The sequence below is a fragment of the Funiculus sociatus GB2-C1 genome, assembly GCF_039962115.1.
GTDB lineage: Bacteria > Cyanobacteriota > Cyanobacteriia > Cyanobacteriales > FACHB-T130 > Funiculus > Funiculus sociatus.
On sequence record NZ_JAMPKJ010000001.1, the window covers coordinates 65,229 to 81,331 of the forward strand.

Genomic DNA, 16,103 nt, shown 5'->3' on the forward strand with positions numbered 1-16,103 from the left:
AAGGGAGTCCTGAAAATTCTCTAGAACTCCTCAAAGCGAATACCCCTAGAATGACTGTGACAATCAGATCAGGAATGAATGAGACGGACGAAGATGACGGAACCGAAGCAGGATGGGTTAGCAGAGAAAGCTGAACAGATATTGACAGGCGCAATGCAAGAGTTTCTGGTGCATGGCTATGCCGCGACTAGCATGGATCGGGTGGCGAAGGCGGCTGGCGTATCCAAACCAACGGTTTACACCTACTTTCAAGATAAAGAAGGACTGTTCACTGCCCTCGTCCAACGGTTTGCTCAGAGAAAGTTTTCCATCATCCAACGTTTCCTGCCGTCGGAAGGAGATGCTTTCGTCGTGCTGCGGCAGCTATTAACGAAGGCACTGAATGAGATCATTTGCGATGGTGAAGAAATTGCCCTGTTGCGGCTAATTATTGGCGAGTCTGGACGCTTTCCCGAACTGGCGCAAATCTTTGTTCGGACGTTGGTAAAACCGGGCGTTGAAACATTAAGCCAGTATCTAGCATCGAGTCCAAACTTAAAGATTGCCGATCCTGAAGCAACCGCACGCATTTTTTTAGGTGCATTAGTTCATTTCATGATGGTACAGAAAATGCTTCACGGTCAGGATATTTTGCCGATGGAGAGCGATCGCTTGATCGATAGCTTAATGCATCTCCTCAAGGAATCCGAAGCTTGAGCGGAGTTGATATTAGCAACGGTTTGCACATTCTTGTCACCACACCCCGAACAGTTGATGACAATTCGGGGGCTACCGATCTAGTTGTGAGCAAATTTCTAGATATGCGATCGCATCAGCTATTTCCAGTGCTGAAATAATTCCTTTTAGTTGCCAGAGGGAAGCCTTAACATCAGCTCATCAGCAGCCCTTCTCCTGGCTCTAAAGAGAAAACATATACTTTTATTGCGATTGTTACATTCCCATGCTAAACTTGCCTCAAATATCTGTTCCTCTATAAGGATACAGCGGTAAGTAGGTCTGGGAAATGTCGCAAGTCACGCTCTCTGCGGTAGTTTTAAATCGTTTGGATTGTCCACCTTAAGGATAGTTCGGACTTTTGTATAGTGGACGACATTTAGACCTAGCCATACAAAGATTTAGGCTGAACTCTAATTTAACGTGAGCGCGATCGCATCAGATAAATCAAATACCTTTTGATTTTGTCAGCCTTTGAGCTAACAGAAATACGTTTTGCGGCGAGCGAAGCAAGTGCGTCCCTGTGCTTGGTGTGCAGCATCTAGCTGTACTGGACTTATTTTATTCTTTTGCCTATCGAGCGTACTGGCGAGTGCTTTTCAACTATTACATTCAGGTTTATCACTTGCACGATAAGTGAGCCAATTTGAGCGTGTCAAAATGGCAATTCTATATTTAATGACAACATTAGGAGGAAAATTGGACGCAACCATTTTGAGGCGAGAGTGGTTTTCTAACACTCAAAAAGACATTGTGGCGGGTGCAGTGGTTGCACTAGCGTTGATTCCAGAAGCGATCGCTTTTTCCATCATTGCTGGAGTCGATCCTAAAGTTGGGTTATACGCCTCTTTCACTATGGCAGTTGTAACCGCGATCGTGGGCGGACGACCCGGATTAATCTCCGCCGCGACAGGTGCAATGGCACTGTTGATGATTCACTTAGTGAAAGATCATGGATTGCAATATCTATTTGCTGCCACAATTTTGACAGGAATAATTCAGATTTTGTTTGGAGTCTGCAAACTGGGTCGCCAGATGAAATATATTCCTCGTGCAGTGATGATTGGGTTTGTGAATGCGCTGGCGATTCTGATTTTCATGGCGCAGCTTCCCCAACTCACCAACACATCCTTGACAGTGTATGCGATGACAGCAATTGGGCTGGCAATTATCTACATTTTGCCCAGATTCACAAAAGCTGTGCCTTCACCGTTAGTTGCCATTGTGGTACTCACTGCGGCATCAATTTTTGGCAACATTGACGTGCCAACAGTAGGCGACATGGGAGAATTGCCGACCGCATTTCCCTCTTTGTTACTACCCAATGTGCCACTGAATCTAGAAACGCTGCAAATCATCTTTCCTTACGCGCTGACATTGGCAACCGTCGGCTTACTAGAATCTTTGCTAACCGCCTCACTGCTGGATGAACTAACTGATACTCCCAGTGATAAAAACCGGGAAGCTAAAGGGCAAGGAATTGCCAATATTGTCACCGGATTCTTTGGCGGTATGGCAGGCTGCGCCATGATTGGACAATCGGTGATTAATATCCAGTCGGGCGGACGAAAACGCCTTTCTACACTGGCTTCAGGAGTTTTCCTGCTGTTCTTTATTTTGGCGCTAGGCACTTGGGTTAAACAAATTCCGATGGCATCCCTGGTGGCGGTGATGATTATGGTTTCCATCGGAACCTTTAGCTGGGCTTCCATTCGCAATATTAAACGTGTTCCCCGCAGTGAAACTGCGGTAATGCTGACAACTGTTTTGATTACAGTGTTGTCTCATAATCTGGCAATCGGGGTCGTGATTGGGATTGCACTCAGCACTGTTTTCTTCTCGCGCCAGATTGCCAAGGTTGTGTTTGTCGATACGGTGTTGAGTCCTGAGGGAACCAAGCGAACCTATAGTGTTGCAGGGCAATTGTTCTTTGTCTCAGTAGATGATTTCCTGAGTGTGTTCAACTTTGACGAAGAGTTGGAATTTGTTCTAATTGACCTGACCCATGCTCACATTTGGGATCAGTCCGCAGTAACAGCAATCGACAAAGTGGTACTGAAATTCCGTCGTAATGGGGCAGAGGTAGAACTGATTGGGCTGAACGAAGCCAGCTCTAAAATGCTCGATCAGCTAGCCCTTCACAATCGCCCTGATGCCCTCGGAAGCCTCTCTAGTCACTAATTAAATACAATCATGAAACGAATTCTTCTGTGTACTGATGGGTCTAGCTTTGCCCAGAGCAGCTATCGCTACGCTGCTTGGTTAGCGCCCCGTCTAAATGCTGGTGTTGATGTGCTTTATGTAACGGATGTGCGTAGTCAGATTGCGTCAACGGGTAATCTCAGCGGCAGCATTGGCATTGATGCGTCTAAAGAGTTGCTCAATAAGTTAGTTGATTTGGAGCATGAAAAAGCCAAGGTCAATCACCAGCGTGCCAAGCTGATTCTGGAAGAAGCAAGGCAGTTTTTCGACACCCAAGGCATCCAGAATGTGAATTTGATTCACGAAACCGGCTTTTTGGTGGATAGCTTCCATGAGTTTGAAGCCACCGCCGACCTGATTATGTTGGGGAAACGGGGTGAAGCGGCTGAGTTTGCCTCTGGTCATTTGGGTGCCAACTTAGAACGGATTGTTCGCGCTAGTCACAAACCTTGCTTGGTGACTTCACGGCAATTTAAACCGATTGAGCGATTGCTGTTGGCTTATGATGGCGGTCAAAGCGGTCAGAAGATGCTGCAATTTTTGGTTCAATCTCCGGCTTTTAAGGGATTGGAATTACATATTTTGACGGTTTCCAAAAAAGCGGATGATCCCGAAGCGATCGCTCATCTCAATGAGGCAGAACAAAAGGCGAAGGCGGCTGGTTTCAATCCAGTTCGTCAGTTGATTCAGGGTGAGCCTGAGAAGGTTATTGCTCACTATGTTGAAGAAAAAGACATCAGCCTGTTGCTAATGGGTGCTTATGGACACAGCCGGATTCGGCATCTGGTTATTGGCAGCACGACTGCTCAGATGCTCCGCAGCAGCCATATTCCCGTGTTGTTGTTTCGATAACAACACGGGAATATCATCTACTCAAACACTTGAATTGAGTTACACCGTGTCGAGCAAACTTGTCAACAGCATTCATTTCCGAAACCTGCGGGGCGATCTGTTTGGTGGCTTAACAGCGGCAATTGTGGCTTTACCACTGGCGTTAGCTTTTGGGGTTTCTTCTGGTGCGGGCGCGATCGCAGAGTCAGAGATATCAACTCCTAAAACCCGATAGTGAGCCTTTTCCAGTTCTTGCGCCCACAACCCAGTTCCACAACCCAAATCTACTACTAAACCTTCTCGTATATTGCTCCGCTCCAAAATTTCTAATATACCGGGAGCAGATTTGAGAGCGTATTCACTGAAACCAACGTCATGAATAAAGGCGAGGTCTTCTTTGTACCACTCTGTCATATTGCCACCTTAGCACCAATCGTCTCACTCATGAATTTATAGTCAGCATTTACATTCAGCCCTAATGAACTCAACTAGAGCTGATTGAAACATTGAGTAATTTGATATCACGCTAGAGCCTAGATTACATAATTGGAAGCGTTATCGCAAACTCTGTACCTCCTCCCCATTCAGAATTTACTTCGATGCTTCCCCCATGCTTTTCAACAATAATTTGATGAGCGATCGTCAGTCCTAAACCTGTTCCTTTTCCAACGGGTTTAGTCGTGAATAGATGGTCAAAGATACGTTGTTTGACATCTTTCGTCATCCCCATCCCATTATCTATAATTCGGATTGCAACCTGCTGTTCATTTTTCATTTCGGTTTCAACGATAATTTGGTTGGGACTTGCTTTAATCGCTTCATAGCTGCGCCCCAAGTTCGCTTCTTCCAAGGCGTCGATCGCATTTGCCAAAATATTCATAAATACCTGATTGAGTTGTCCTAAATAACACTCGACTTTAGGAATTTCACCATACTTTTTGATTACTTGAATTGCCGGACGATAATCCTGAGCTTTCAAACGATGTTGCAAAATCATCAGGGTACTTTCAAGTCCCTCATGGATGTTAACTGATACCTTGCAATCTACATCAGCACGCGAGAATGTTCTGAGTGATGTACTAATGTTGCGAATTCGCTCGATTCCTGTCTGCATAGATACGAACATTTTAGGTAAGTCTTCTAGAAGAAATTCAATATCAATCTCTTCCGCTTTTTGTTCAATTTCTATGCCAGGATTAGGAAAATTGGTTTGATAAAGACGTATATAATCGACCGCATCTTTAACAGCAAGAGTAGCTTGCTCTAGATTGCCAGTAATACAACCAACTGGATTATTAATTTCATGAGCGATCCCAGAAACTAACTGACCAATTGTAGATAGTTTTTCATTTTGGATTAATTGCAATTGCGTTTTTTTTAGTTCTTGTAGCGTGAATGTTAATTCAGACGTGCGTTTTTGAACAACTTGCTCAAGTTCTTGTTTTTGTTGTTCGAGTTCCAAACTTAAACGTCGAATTTTTAAGTGGGTTTGAATCCGGGCAAGCGCTTCTTCTTGGCGAAACGGTTTTGTAATATAGTCTACTGCCCCTAAATGTAACCCCTTAACCTTGTCTGTCGTATCAGTCATTGCCGTCATGAAAATCACTGGAATGTTTTTTGTAGACGGATCGAACTGCAATTTACGGCAGGTTTCAAATCCATCAATTCCTGGCATCTGAACATCTAACAAAATTAAGTCTGGCGGATAGTTCTTGGCTTGCTCAATTCCACTAAAACCATCCATCTCTACCAAAACTTCATAGCCACACGAACCCAAAGCATTATGCAGTAATTCTAGATTGGTTGGGTTGTCGTCAATTACTAAAATAATTTCATGAGTGGCATTAAATGACATGATTTAATTGCTCCTGCGGTCGAATCCCGGTGTATTTATAGATAGGCGAGACGGGAAAATTACCCTACCTTTTCCTGAAGAAATTGGCGAATTTTCCGAATGTTAAATTCTTTCACAAACAAACTTAATTTATTGACAAACGGCTGATAGCTTTCATCTAGCTGGGCAAGTCGTTCCAGTTCTTGTTGGATGCCTTTGATTTGTCCTCGCTTGGCACATTCCAGCAGGCTCGACAGTTCAGATAGGGGTGGCACAGCGAGTTCCGTTGGGGTTGCGTTTGCCAAGCGCGTTGCGATCGCTGATTCAATAGGGTTTGGCTCCGCATAGATCCAGTCTAGTTGTAGATGTTGTGCCAAGATGTGATATAAATCCTCGGCTTGCAAGGGTTTAGCTAGAAAATCGTTGCCGCCTGCTGCTAGGCTTTTCTGGCGATCGGTATCGTAAACGCTTGCCGATGACACAATGACTGGCACATCCTTGAACGTTTCTGACTGGCGCAGAAGCGCGAGAAAATCCCAACCGTTCATGTTGGGCATGAGTAGGTCAGTAATAATCAAATCTGGTTGAACTTGATGCGCCTTCTCCAAGCCTTCCCGTCCATCACTGGCTTCAATGACGGTGAATCCCAACGGTTGCAGCAAGTTAACAAAGACCGAGCGATTTTCCCATCGATCGTCCAGAATTAAGATGCTTCTGCGATCGCCTGTATAACCCGTAATGCGTCCTGCTTTGTTCAGTGTGTTGGTTGCTATCGAGTTTGTTACTAAAGCACACTCGATCTCAAACTCAAACGTACTACCGACATTTAGTAAGCTCTTAACGTGAATGTCTCCTCCCATTATCTCGACAATTTTTTTGCTGATGGCAAGTCCTAATCCAGTCCCCTCCGCTTGTCGCTTGAGATCACCAACCTGCTCGAAGGGGAGGAAAATTTGTTCTAGTTGCTCTGGTGACATTCCAATGCCAGTGTCTTCTACAACAAAGCGAAGTCGAGTCAACGAGGGTTGCAGCGAATTTTCAGTCACCTCTACTCGTAATGTGACGCTACCGGAGTCTGTAAACTTGATAGCATTGCCCAAGAGGTTCAGCAGCACTTGTCGCAAGCGTTTATGATCGGTGGCGATCGCTATGGGCAAATTATCGGGTGGCTGATAAATGAACTGAATGCCTTTTTGTTCGGCGCGGATGCAGCAAATTTCCTCGACTCCTTGCAGGAAGACAGGTAGATGTAAATCGCTCAGATGCAGTTCCATCTTCCGGGCTTCGATTTTGGAAAGATCGAGTACGTCTTCGATCAGCGTGAGCAAATGAGAGCCGCAATTATAGATAATTTCGATGCCGTGTTGTTGCTGTTCCGTAAGGTTGGGGGCAGCAGAAAGAACTTGAGCATACCCCAGGACACCGTTGAGAGGGGTGCGTAGTTCGTGGCTCATGTTGGCAAGAAATTCACTTTTAGCTTGGTTGGCAACTTCGGCAGAATTTTTCGCCTCATTGAGTTCAGTCGTCCGTTCTTCGACTCGTTGCTCCAATTCATCATTCGCTTGCCGGAGTTTTCTTTCTGCCCTGCGATTTTCATTCGTCACCGCAGAGATGACAAATGTGATGATTGCGATGACGCAAATAAACGATTGCAGCAAGATGAGCGATTCATTGGGCGAGGCTTGTTTGGCAAACGAACCGAAACCGCGAACGGTGCCAAAAACTGCGATCGCTGACACAATTAGCACGAGTAGCGTTGATATCCGCGCTTCAAACCGAAACGCCGACCAAATCAGTGGGGGAATCACCATGTATTCGATTGGGTATCCTCCCGAAAAAGCTATATGGTCGAGTGCGATTACGCAGACCAATACAAATACAAACTCTATAATTTGTTGCTTGTTAAATTTTTTGGGATGTTCAGATTTTTGCCACCATGCCAGCAATAGGGGTGTAACGACCAAAATGCCCGTGCTATCTGATGCCAACCAGGTACGAAACACTTCTGCAAAGGCTGTCCAGGGAGCAATCCCACTTGTGCAAAGCGTGACGGCGGCTAGGAGAGAACTGAGCAGGGGGGTGGGGATGGTCAGGATGATAAATTTAAAAACGTCTTGCGATCGCTCTAAAAAATTGTGGCGTTTGATGAAGCGATTAATTAGAAAAGTCCCGCTGAATGGAGTGAGCAGGTTGACAGCGGGAATAATCAGACTGATTAAAAGATTGTTTGGGAAAAAAAGAATATGACTAACAATGAAATCACTCACAAATAAAATCGGCCAGACGCGATAGCCCAGTATCAGCATTGCTGCCAAAAAGACACCGAGTGAAGGCCAAAATACGGAGGCACCATTGACAAATGTCGTGGATAATCCTATGTATCCTAAATAGAGGTGAACAGCCGGAATTACCAGTGCTGCTATCAAGAAAGTGCGGTCGAGTTTAACTGGGAATTTCTGCTTTATCGCTATCGGCTGCATTTCCGGTCTCCGCGCACATACCATAAGAGCAGCCAATCTCTAGAAAGGCTGCTACCCTTATAGTTCCCAAATTGAATTTGAATTTAACAGCAGGTGAGATTGAGATAGGTTAAGCCACAGAAATCTCAATTTGGGCTAAGGCAAGGACTCCTGCGTTTCAGATCATTTTGAAACTTACTCAGCTTGCCGAGGAGTCCTGCCCTCTTAATTTATTGATAAGTTTGCGCGGATGTTGGACGCGATCGCGTCCAAGCCATCACCGACCCGGCTCAATCTCCGAACCTGACTCCTGCCGAGAAAGATACCTTAACCCAGGCTGGGGGAGACATTTTGCTATTCCAATTGGGCGGCCCCTTGAGCTTTGGAGCCGCCAAGATTATCTCTCAGCGATGGCAATCGTTAAAGACTATCAAGCGCTGGTGCTGGATTTGAGTGAAGTCCCATCGATTGGTGTTACGGCTGCCTTAGCAATCGAAACAATGGTGGAGGATGCAGTAAAACGGCAACGTCATGTATGGATTGTCATCACACCCGGACAAGTTCAGCGCCGCATTGAGAAACTTAAATTACAACGATTTTCCGCAGCAGCCAACAGCTTAAATGGACAAACTGCTGCCATACCGCCACAAATTTACCAACTAGAAAACCGCTTCCAGGCGTTGCAATCTGCATTAGCGATCGCTCAACCCGAAATTCCTGTCACCACCACAACGATCGACCCGTGAATAGCATTCCTCTGATTCCATTTTTAACCTTGATTTATTGCACTAGGTTCCATGTAGACAAGTTCCCAAATGTGGCTATCTAAATCTTGAAAGCCATGTGCGTACATAAAACCGTGGTCTTGTGGTTCATTGTAAGTTGACCCACCAGCGGCGACTGCCTTGCGAACCATTTCATCGACTTGTTCTCGGCTATCAGAAGATAAGCAAACCAGCACTTCTGTGCTTTTGGTTGCATCACAAATTTCTTTCGGAGTAAACGTTTTAAACTTGTCATGAGTCAAGAGCATCACGAAGATGTCATCGCTGACGATCATGCAAGTCGCCGTTTCATCAGTAAATTGAGCGTTAAAACTGAAGCCAAGTTTTGTAAAAAACTCGACCGACTGATTGAGGTCTTTTACAGGCAGATTTACGAAAATTTTAGTAGCCATGTTTTCTCCTTTTGAGAGTTCATTGCATATATGGAAGTATCGGCAAGGCGATACTTATGTTCCGCTTGAGTCGTTTCACAAAAGACCATCAATTGGCCATCTCATGCGTGGCAAAGGAGACTCAAGCCGTCGCCAAAAACTCATCAAGACAGTCAAAGCTGGAGTTCCACCCACCAATAACCCCCATCTCCTCATGCTTCCGGCGGTCTTCGGCAGACTCATGCACAATGCGGAGTGTGAGCTTGGTCTTGCCGTCCAAATCCTCGAACAGCACCGTCATCACGATTCCCTTTGGCAGATCGGCGTTCACGACCTGTTCAAAGCCTTCATCAAATTCATCAGTGGTAACAATCCGTTCAAGAGGCACAACTTCGCGGAAGACACCTTTGACCGGGTACTCCGTACCGTCTGGGCCAATCATGACGTAGCGCGATTTACCGCCTGGACGCAGATCCAGCTCAGTCACCTTCGTCGTGAAGCCTTTCGGCCCCCACCACTGCGCTACGTGTTTCGGGTCAGTCCACGCCTTGAACACCAGTTCACGGGGCGCGTTGAAGACGCGGGTGATGACGATCTCGCGATCGCTTTGAGCATCAATGGAATCATTTTTATTGCCCATCTTGTTTCTCCTGGGTTTGTAACTCGTGCAGGTAATCATCCAGCCGATCAAGTCTCTCTTCCCAAAATTGGCGATATTGCTCGATCCAATCCATTGCGTCCTTGAGTGGCTCCGCTTTGATTTGGCAGGGTCGCCATTGAGCCTCCCGACCCCGCGTGATCAGTCCAGCACGCTCCAGCACTTTGAGATGCTTGGAGATAGCAGGAAGGCTCATCTCAAAGGGTTTAGCTAACTCCGTGACCGATGCCTCACCCTTGGCAAGGTGGGCCAGGATGGCACGCCGGGTGGGATCAGCAAGGGCGGCAAAGGTGACGCTCAGTTGATCGGAAGACATCTTGTATTTAACCGCACAGTTAATTAACTAATAGGTTAAATGTACTACCCAAGAATGTCAAGCCCTTATTTCATGAATTGCTTGGACTAGTACATTGCAGTAGGGTATGCCCTGACAGTCCCTAAGGCTACGGCAACACAATTGATCCTGAAATACTAGAGGACTGTGTTGTCGCACGAACGTTCATCGCGGTGGTTTGGTCAGTGATTTTACAGCAACAGCATCCGAGTCCGGAAAAGATTACGCGATTCAAGGACTTTCGATTATACGACCTATCAACTCACACGAACTACTCCATGCATAAGTTATTTCATCTGTTTCTGGATTTCGATACCAAGACTCATCACAAGCACTGTTTCTACTCCATACACGGATTACATGCAATCCTTTTTTGAAAACAGTAGATGTTGTTGGATGAATAGAATATCCTGCAAAAATATTTCCAGTTTGCTGTCTATTATCAAGAATAATACCCACTATGTCTGAGCGCAAATATTGACAACTTGGGTCAGAGAACAAGGGTACATTTACTTGACAGACAGTTCTTACAACAGAATCTGGTGTAACTTCCTCTATAGGTGAATAGTCTTCCTGACTCGATCTATGAAGAATCTGATATGTAGTCTTGAAAACTCCTGTCATAAGAGATTCAGAGTCAACCAAATAACTCAAACGTTGAAGCTTCTCTAGGCTCAAGGATGGAAGCTTTCGCACAATGTCCTTAATGTCTAAAATGTCTCTGCATGGATCAAACTCGAAAAGATCAGACCTTTGAAGATTTTTGGGATATCTCCCCTGCTTCTTCCCAATAATGAAAAATTTTATTTGGCTAAACTCTTTGTACCTTTCTTTACGAATAAATGTCTCTATAGTTTCTCTGATTTTGATCGTTTTTCTTGTAGATGTTACCTGGAAAGATATTCTTCTATAAAAGTCTCCTAAGTCTATTGCAGGACTCTGGCGATTGCCCGTATCTAAATTAACAAGATCGTACCCGTATACAATATTAAGGAGGTTTGCAAGAAACGACTGAGCAATGAGATTTTGATCGAGCAAGCCAATTAACCCTCGATTTTCCACCGAAAATTCTAAGACTGCTAAAAAATCGCTTATTTTCTTCTGGAGTTCTTCTTGAACAAGCATAAAGCTAATTCTGTAAGCCTAATTAGTGCGATTGTACTCTTAGAAGTGCATATTTAACAGCCAGACCGTGATAAGGGAGGTGGGATTAAATAAAATACCAGTCACGCCGGATTGATTGAAATATCCCGCTTGGGCAAAGTTTCATAGCGTTGCCAAAACGGCAGGTAGTCTTCTTCTAGTTCTAGCAAAGGAACTTTGATTCCTTTCTCATAGAGAGTATCGAGCCGGTGGACAATCGGAGTAATTCCCTTCCAAGTCATGTTGGCAGCCCATTGGAGTGCAGGTGTAAGAAGACAATCTCTTCTGGGATGCATACAATGAGTTACAGACGTTTTTGCAAGTCCTTTCTTTACCCTTCGCTTCTATGACTTTCCCTCCCTGGTAATCTTCTAGAACCCGTTCCAACCAGCGATTCGCCTTACAACTAAGGCGGAGAGTTTGTTCGTGGATTCCCCCTCCTTTCGCCAACGCCCTTGAAGATGTTGCGCTGGTGTTCAAATTTTGAGGACGGGAGAATTTCACGATGTCATTGAATGGTAAAAACAAAACGACCAGGACTGTCATTTTATTAACGATGATCTTCCTGGTGATTGAATTATTAGACGAACTGGTGGATGGAGTCCGGGGTGCTGCGTATCCATTGATTCGCAATGACCTGCATCTTTCTTACCTGCAAGTTGGACTGTTACTGACCATACCCAATACAATCAGCAGCCTGATAGAGCCAATTCTGGGAATTTGGGGAGATATTGGTCAGCGACGACAATTGATTTTAGGGGGAGGTATTGGGTTTGCGATCGCATTACTGCTCATCTCCCTTAGCGATAACTTTTCCTGGTTATTAGCAGCCTTTGTGCTGTTTTATCCAGCATCCGGTGCCTTTGTCAGTCTTTCCCAGGCGACGCTGATGGACATGGAACCGACTCGTCACGAGCAAAACATGGCACGCTGGGCATTGGCGGGTTCTGTCGGCAATGTCCTGGGACCTTTGGCTTTAGCGGGTGCGATCGCATTCCATCAAAGTTGGCGGAGTGTATTTTTAATATTGGCGGTACTAACGGTATTACTTGTAGGGATGTTGTGGAAGTATCCGTTTGCAACTCCAACAACATCTTCTCAAGTTGACGAGCCTGTACTTAGTTTCAAAGATGGTGTCTCTAATGCCATCAACGCATTAAAACGACGCAACGTGCTACGTTGGCTAACCTTGTTGCAATTTTGCGATTTGATGTTGGATGTTCTGCGTGGCTTTTTGGCACTGTATTTTGTTGATGTCGTGGGTGTAAACAATACGCAAGCAAGTTTTGCTCTCACGGTCTGGTTAGGGTTTGGCTTGCTAGGAGATTTTCTTCTCATTCCCTTACTAGAGCGGGTGCGAGGATTAGATTATTTGAGGATTAGCGCCATCCTTGTTTTGTGTCTTTATCCAGCTTTTTTGGTTGTACCCAATATCAATATCAAGTTGGTCATTCTTGGCTTCCTGGGTCTCCTTAATTCGGGTTGGTACTTAATTCTCCAAGGGCAATTGTACACAGCGATGCCGGGTCAGAGTGGTACCGTCATGACGCTCGATAACCTGGCGGGTTTCGTGGGTGGTTTAGCTCCGTTGGCGCTGGGTTTGGTTGCTCAACAGTATGGTTTGCAACCGACGATGTGGATGTTGCTTGCAGCACCCATTGCCTTACTGATTGGGCTTTTTTGAATTCTTTACCACTGGCAGGCTTTGCATTCATTTCGCAGTCTTGCCAGTGGTAATCTGATATTCACTATTCGGGTTGCTTCAGGGCTGATCTTGCTTTGCTCATATATTCCATCAAAGCTGAATCCATTGCGCCTCGGCTGGCAACTTCGACACCTTCTTGCTGATACATCTGGCTAAGCGATCGCTCAATTCCGGCATCGCCTCCGGTGAATTCTTGAATCAGTTCTTGTGAGCGTCGAGCTAATTTCTGCACTGCTTCACTGGTTGGATCAATGCCGTTTTGCATTGCCGTTCGAGCTTGATCGATCAATTCTTGCCATTGCGCTTCAACCTGCCGAATCCGTTCCTCACCCAGCATTTGCCGTCTTTCTTTGAGATAGTCTAGCTGTTCTGGGGTGTAGTAGTTTTCTACCATCATCGTGACCTCGATTAATTGAATAAATTCCTGAAGGTCGATTGTTTCTGCGGATTGCAGATGAGCAGCGATCGCTTCCAGTCGCGCATAAAGCTGCTGCTGTAACTCCATCTGCTCCTTCAACCGGGAGAGGTGCAGTTGCACCACATGGTGAGGCGAAAACTGACTTTGCTCCAGACACTCTCGGATTTGTTCCAAGGAGAAGCCAATTTGCCGTAACGACACGATTTGCTGTAACCGGATAATGTCATCGTCGATATACAGTCGGTAGCCTGTTTCCGTCCTTCGAGAAGGCGAGAGCAATCCAATCTCGTCGTAATAGTGCAATGTCCGAACGGAAACTCCTGTCTGTTTTGCCAGATCACCGACTTTCATTGCAACGGGTTGCATTTCTTTCTTTCCTCCTTGCCGCTCCGAGACAATTCCAATTTATAAATTCATCGTAAGAGCCTCACGTTGCGTGAGAGTCAAGGGGAAAAGCAAACAAATTAGCTATTGCATTCGTTACCCTGAAGAATGTACAGTGCCTCTTTATTCGTTAAGATGCCAAATTAGTGTTATCGGGAGTGTGAAGCTTGGCTTTTCTAGCGTTCAGCTCTAAGTGAGTACAAGGAACTTACAAGCGGAGCATCAACCTAAATTGCTGTAAGCGTGCAGCGATCCGGCTTGCGTGATGACACGAATTTGTCCCGATCTCATTTAATTCGGCACTGTATAGTCATGCTCATCTGCTGCTTTAAGATTATATTTTTCTTAACTATTACTAAGTTATAAATAAGTTTTGGATGTCAACCCTAGAAAGTTTTTAGCGCTACTCTTTTAGGCTTTTATTCCCCTTCATTTACCTACTAAACTACTTTTTATGATGCTAGGTACTGAAGAGCAATAATATAAAATTTAATTTTGCCAAAATATGCTTTAATTTGTAAAGGTTGCGCGAAACCGTTGCTCTATCAGTAGAACAAGTCTGGTAAGCTCATGGAGACAATGTTTAAGCTGCGGATGGAAAACCTGAAAGCGTTGTTTAAGGACAATTTTTTGACAAAATATGATGATGAAAGATAAACTCCTCAATTGGCTAAACCTGATTTTAGTAGCTGATGTATTCTTAGTATTCCTAAGCTTTGGATGGTTAGCGATCGCAGTCTTCGGTCACTCGGTGGGGGTTCCCCTTGGACTCGATTTATGGTATAAGCTTTGGCAACCATTGTTTACCCCAGCGCTTGGCGTTCTCATGGGAGGAGCAATTCTCAGTGCGTTGGTTAGCCAAATTTCCAAGCGGCTGAACTCCAACTGAAGACGGGGAATGGGGAATAAGAGAACAATCCATTACCAAATTTTAAAGAAATCACCCAATCGGGCGATCCTATTGTACGAAGTCATCACAAGGTCAGAGAAGCGAAGCTAGAGACAACAGAGGATTTACTTGTTTCCAGCCTCTAAAAGCCGCGAACTATGAAACGCGCAATTCTAGCGATCGCAACCTTGCTTCTGACCAGTAGTATTATTGCACCAGTGCAGGCGCAAACAGTTGAAACCCAATCTTCCAGGGAAATTGCTGCTGGTTTAACTCTAGCGCGTGCCGAAAGCGTACTGCAAAAATATTTTCAAGCGATCGCACTCCGAAACTATCAAGAAGCTTACAATCTGCTTTCTCCCCGCTATCGGGCGCAGATATCCTACCAGCAGTTCGTGAAGATGTATCGAGACTACATCATCAAAGGTGTCAGTATCCAGTCTGTGCAGCTAATGCCGGAGTTCTCGACTAACAACGGTCACAAATTTGCTGTGGAGTACAGCGCCTCCTATATCCAGCCAGTTTTCTCTAGCAGCGATCAGCAGTTGCCCGAATTTTACACCTTAGTTGCCCCGAACAGTTCAGTTGGTGAATGGCTGATCGATGGCATTGGTACAGCCCCATAATCGATTTTAAATAAACATAGACTGGGTTGAGGGGAGTATTACTTGCTATATAACACTTAATAAGTAGATAGACATAATTAAACTAAACATCTGATGTAGGTTGGGTTGAGGCATGAAACCCAACATGGACATGGGTTTGATGGGTTTCGCTTACGCTCTACCCATCCTACAAATAATTAGATCCCTCTACTTACTCTTCATCAATTTGCATTTCTAAAACCCCCAGTTCAGCACGTCGCTGACTCAGTTCAAATTCCAAAGATTGAATTATTCTCAACAATTCCTGGCGACGAATTTCTGCACTTGTTTCCTGTATTTGCATATAAGCTTCAATATCAGGCCACAACTGCACCGCCCAATCTTTAGTAGTTGTTTTCAGTTCCCTAAAAACCTTAACTTCGGCATTTGGCTCAAGTGCAAAAAGGGCATATAATTGCACCTGATTGCCCTGCTTGCGTCCCTTCTTTTCGCAGAACAGATAAAGTCCTGGTTGTTGATAAGTTACCAAGTCGATTTGACTTACAAACGACCCTTCAATGGAATAGCCATCAGTCCGCGTCTTATCAATACCATCAATAATTTTGCACCAATTACCTTGGCGTGGCTTTAGGGTACTTTCCCATAAACCGGGGGCATTAAGAAAAGCACTTCTTATGCTAACTAGAACAGCTTCACTCATGGGGTTTGTATGTCAATACTTCTCGGTTATTAAAAATTGTAGGTTGGACTCGTGTGCCAGCAAAACCCAAC

Annotated in this window: 16 protein-coding genes and 2 pseudogenes; 7 read left to right on the plus strand and 11 right to left on the minus strand. The window is 45.0% G+C overall.

Annotation, left to right across the window (positions count from 1 at the left end; genetic code table 11):
- Positions 1-78 precede the first annotated feature (78 nt).
- Positions 79-696 carry a TetR/AcrR family transcriptional regulator gene (locus NDI42_RS00350; protein ID WP_190453953.1) on the plus strand — a complete coding sequence of 206 codons (618 nt, stop codon included), beginning with the start codon at positions 79-81 and terminating at the stop codon, positions 694-696.
- Between the two features lie 8 nt (positions 697-704).
- On the opposite strand, the pseudogene NDI42_RS00355 reads toward NDI42_RS00350, so the two are convergent.
- Positions 705-855: pseudogene (locus NDI42_RS00355) on the minus strand (tryptophan synthase subunit beta); the annotation flags it as partial.
- A gap of 519 nt (positions 856-1,374) precedes the next feature.
- Between NDI42_RS00355 and NDI42_RS00360 the strand changes: the two are divergent.
- Together NDI42_RS00360 and NDI42_RS00365 are read left to right on the plus strand one after the other, a co-directional pair.
- Positions 1,375-2,895: a SulP family inorganic anion transporter gene (locus NDI42_RS00360; protein WP_242017589.1), complete on the plus strand. Its 1,521-nt coding sequence runs from the start codon at positions 1,375-1,377 to the stop codon at positions 2,893-2,895.
- A gap of 12 nt (positions 2,896-2,907) precedes the next feature.
- Positions 2,908-3,768, plus strand: coding sequence for a universal stress protein (locus tag NDI42_RS00365; RefSeq protein WP_190453962.1), 861 nt, complete (start codon positions 2,908-2,910; stop codon positions 3,766-3,768).
- A gap of 189 nt (positions 3,769-3,957) precedes the next feature.
- Here NDI42_RS00365 and NDI42_RS00370 read toward each other — a convergent pair.
- The 3 genes and pseudogenes from NDI42_RS00370 to NDI42_RS00380 form a co-directional block, all read right to left on the minus strand.
- Positions 3,958-4,161 (minus strand): annotated as a pseudogene (locus NDI42_RS00370) (SAM-dependent methyltransferase); the annotation flags it as partial.
- A gap of 124 nt (positions 4,162-4,285) precedes the next feature.
- Complete coding sequence (locus NDI42_RS00375) at positions 4,286-5,602, minus strand: hybrid sensor histidine kinase/response regulator (RefSeq protein WP_190453968.1); 1,317 nt, start codon at positions 5,600-5,602, stop codon at positions 4,286-4,288.
- Positions 5,603-5,661: 59 nt separating this feature from the next.
- A complete protein-coding gene (locus NDI42_RS00380) occupies positions 5,662-8,061 on the minus strand; it encodes an MASE1 domain-containing protein (protein ID WP_190453971.1) in 2,400 nt (799 codons plus the stop codon).
- A gap of 167 nt (positions 8,062-8,228) precedes the next feature.
- On the opposite strand from NDI42_RS00380, the gene NDI42_RS00385 reads away from it, so the two are divergent.
- Positions 8,229-8,786: an STAS domain-containing protein gene (locus tag NDI42_RS00385; RefSeq protein WP_199311099.1), complete on the plus strand. Its 558-nt coding sequence runs from the start codon at positions 8,229-8,231 to the stop codon at positions 8,784-8,786.
- Positions 8,787-8,809: 23 nt separating this feature from the next.
- On the opposite strand, the gene NDI42_RS00390 is transcribed toward NDI42_RS00385, so the two are convergent.
- From NDI42_RS00390 to NDI42_RS00410, 5 genes are all read right to left on the minus strand, one after another.
- Entirely contained in the window at positions 8,810-9,217 is a 408-nt protein-coding gene (locus NDI42_RS00390) for a VOC family protein (protein WP_190453974.1), read from the minus strand.
- A 121-nt stretch (positions 9,218-9,338) separates the two neighbouring features.
- Positions 9,339-9,836 carry an SRPBCC domain-containing protein gene (locus NDI42_RS00395; protein WP_190453979.1) on the minus strand — a complete coding sequence of 166 codons (498 nt, stop codon included), beginning with the start codon at positions 9,834-9,836 and terminating at the stop codon, positions 9,339-9,341.
- Complete coding sequence (locus NDI42_RS00400) at positions 9,826-10,170, minus strand: ArsR/SmtB family transcription factor (RefSeq protein WP_190453982.1); 345 nt, start codon at positions 10,168-10,170, stop codon at positions 9,826-9,828. The genes NDI42_RS00395 and NDI42_RS00400 overlap by 11 nt, the downstream gene beginning before the upstream one ends.
- Before the next feature lie 249 nt (positions 10,171-10,419).
- Positions 10,420-11,313, minus strand: coding sequence for an SMEK domain-containing protein (locus NDI42_RS00405; protein WP_190453985.1), 894 nt, complete (start codon positions 11,311-11,313; stop codon positions 10,420-10,422).
- Between the two features lie 101 nt (positions 11,314-11,414).
- Positions 11,415-11,573, minus strand: coding sequence for a hypothetical protein (locus tag NDI42_RS00410; RefSeq protein WP_190453988.1), 159 nt, complete (start codon positions 11,571-11,573; stop codon positions 11,415-11,417).
- A gap of 263 nt (positions 11,574-11,836) precedes the next feature.
- Here NDI42_RS00410 and NDI42_RS00415 point away from each other — a divergent pair, with 263 nt between their 5' ends.
- Positions 11,837-13,015 (plus strand): MFS transporter, encoded by a 1,179-nt coding sequence (locus tag NDI42_RS00415; RefSeq protein ID WP_190453990.1) that lies wholly within the window; start codon positions 11,837-11,839, stop codon positions 13,013-13,015.
- Between the two features lie 64 nt (positions 13,016-13,079).
- Here NDI42_RS00415 and NDI42_RS00420 read toward each other — a convergent pair whose 3' ends face one another.
- Positions 13,080-13,820: a MerR family transcriptional regulator gene (locus NDI42_RS00420; protein ID WP_190453993.1), complete on the minus strand. Its 741-nt coding sequence runs from the start codon at positions 13,818-13,820 to the stop codon at positions 13,080-13,082.
- Positions 13,821-14,484: 664 nt separating this feature from the next.
- Here NDI42_RS00420 and NDI42_RS00425 point away from each other — a divergent pair.
- Positions 14,485-14,727 (plus strand): DUF8620 family protein, encoded by a 243-nt coding sequence (locus NDI42_RS00425; RefSeq protein ID WP_190428018.1) that lies wholly within the window; start codon positions 14,485-14,487, stop codon positions 14,725-14,727.
- A gap of 158 nt (positions 14,728-14,885) precedes the next feature.
- Positions 14,886-15,353: a DUF4829 domain-containing protein gene (locus NDI42_RS00430; RefSeq protein WP_190453995.1), complete on the plus strand. Its 468-nt coding sequence runs from the start codon at positions 14,886-14,888 to the stop codon at positions 15,351-15,353.
- Positions 15,354-15,543: 190 nt separating this feature from the next.
- On the opposite strand, the gene NDI42_RS00435 is transcribed toward NDI42_RS00430, so the two are convergent.
- The gene (locus tag NDI42_RS00435) at positions 15,544-16,032 is read right to left on the minus strand and encodes a hypothetical protein (protein WP_190439642.1); all 489 of its coding nucleotides are present in this window, start codon (positions 16,030-16,032) and stop codon (positions 15,544-15,546) included.
- Positions 16,033-16,103: the final 71 nt, after the last annotated feature.

Coding starts and splice junctions, on each gene's coding strand:
- NDI42_RS00350 (WP_190453953.1), top strand. CDS start 79: ATGAGACGGACGAAGATGACGGAACCGAAGCAGGATGGGTTAGCAGAG.
- NDI42_RS00360 (WP_242017589.1), top strand. CDS start 1,375: ATGGCAATTCTATATTTAATGACAACATTAGGAGGAAAATTGGACGCA.
- NDI42_RS00365 (WP_190453962.1), top strand. CDS start 2,908: ATGAAACGAATTCTTCTGTGTACTGATGGGTCTAGCTTTGCCCAGAGC.
- NDI42_RS00375 (WP_190453968.1), bottom strand. CDS start 5,602: ATGTCATTTAATGCCACTCATGAAATTATTTTAGTAATTGACGACAAC.
- NDI42_RS00380 (WP_190453971.1), bottom strand. CDS start 8,061: ATGCAGCCGATAGCGATAAAGCAGAAATTCCCAGTTAAACTCGACCGC.
- NDI42_RS00390 (WP_190453974.1), bottom strand. CDS start 9,217: ATGGCTACTAAAATTTTCGTAAATCTGCCTGTAAAAGACCTCAATCAG.
- NDI42_RS00395 (WP_190453979.1), bottom strand. CDS start 9,836: ATGGGCAATAAAAATGATTCCATTGATGCTCAAAGCGATCGCGAGATC.
- NDI42_RS00400 (WP_190453982.1), bottom strand. CDS start 10,170: ATGTCTTCCGATCAACTGAGCGTCACCTTTGCCGCCCTTGCTGATCCC.
- NDI42_RS00405 (WP_190453985.1), bottom strand. CDS start 11,313: ATGCTTGTTCAAGAAGAACTCCAGAAGAAAATAAGCGATTTTTTAGCA.
- NDI42_RS00410 (WP_190453988.1), bottom strand. CDS start 11,573: ATGACTTGGAAGGGAATTACTCCGATTGTCCACCGGCTCGATACTCTC.
- NDI42_RS00415 (WP_190453990.1), top strand. CDS start 11,837: ATGTCATTGAATGGTAAAAACAAAACGACCAGGACTGTCATTTTATTA.
- NDI42_RS00420 (WP_190453993.1), bottom strand. CDS start 13,820: ATGCAACCCGTTGCAATGAAAGTCGGTGATCTGGCAAAACAGACAGGA.
- NDI42_RS00425 (WP_190428018.1), top strand. CDS start 14,485: ATGAAAGATAAACTCCTCAATTGGCTAAACCTGATTTTAGTAGCTGAT.
- NDI42_RS00430 (WP_190453995.1), top strand. CDS start 14,886: ATGAAACGCGCAATTCTAGCGATCGCAACCTTGCTTCTGACCAGTAGT.
- NDI42_RS00435 (WP_190439642.1), bottom strand. CDS start 16,032: ATGAGTGAAGCTGTTCTAGTTAGCATAAGAAGTGCTTTTCTTAATGCC.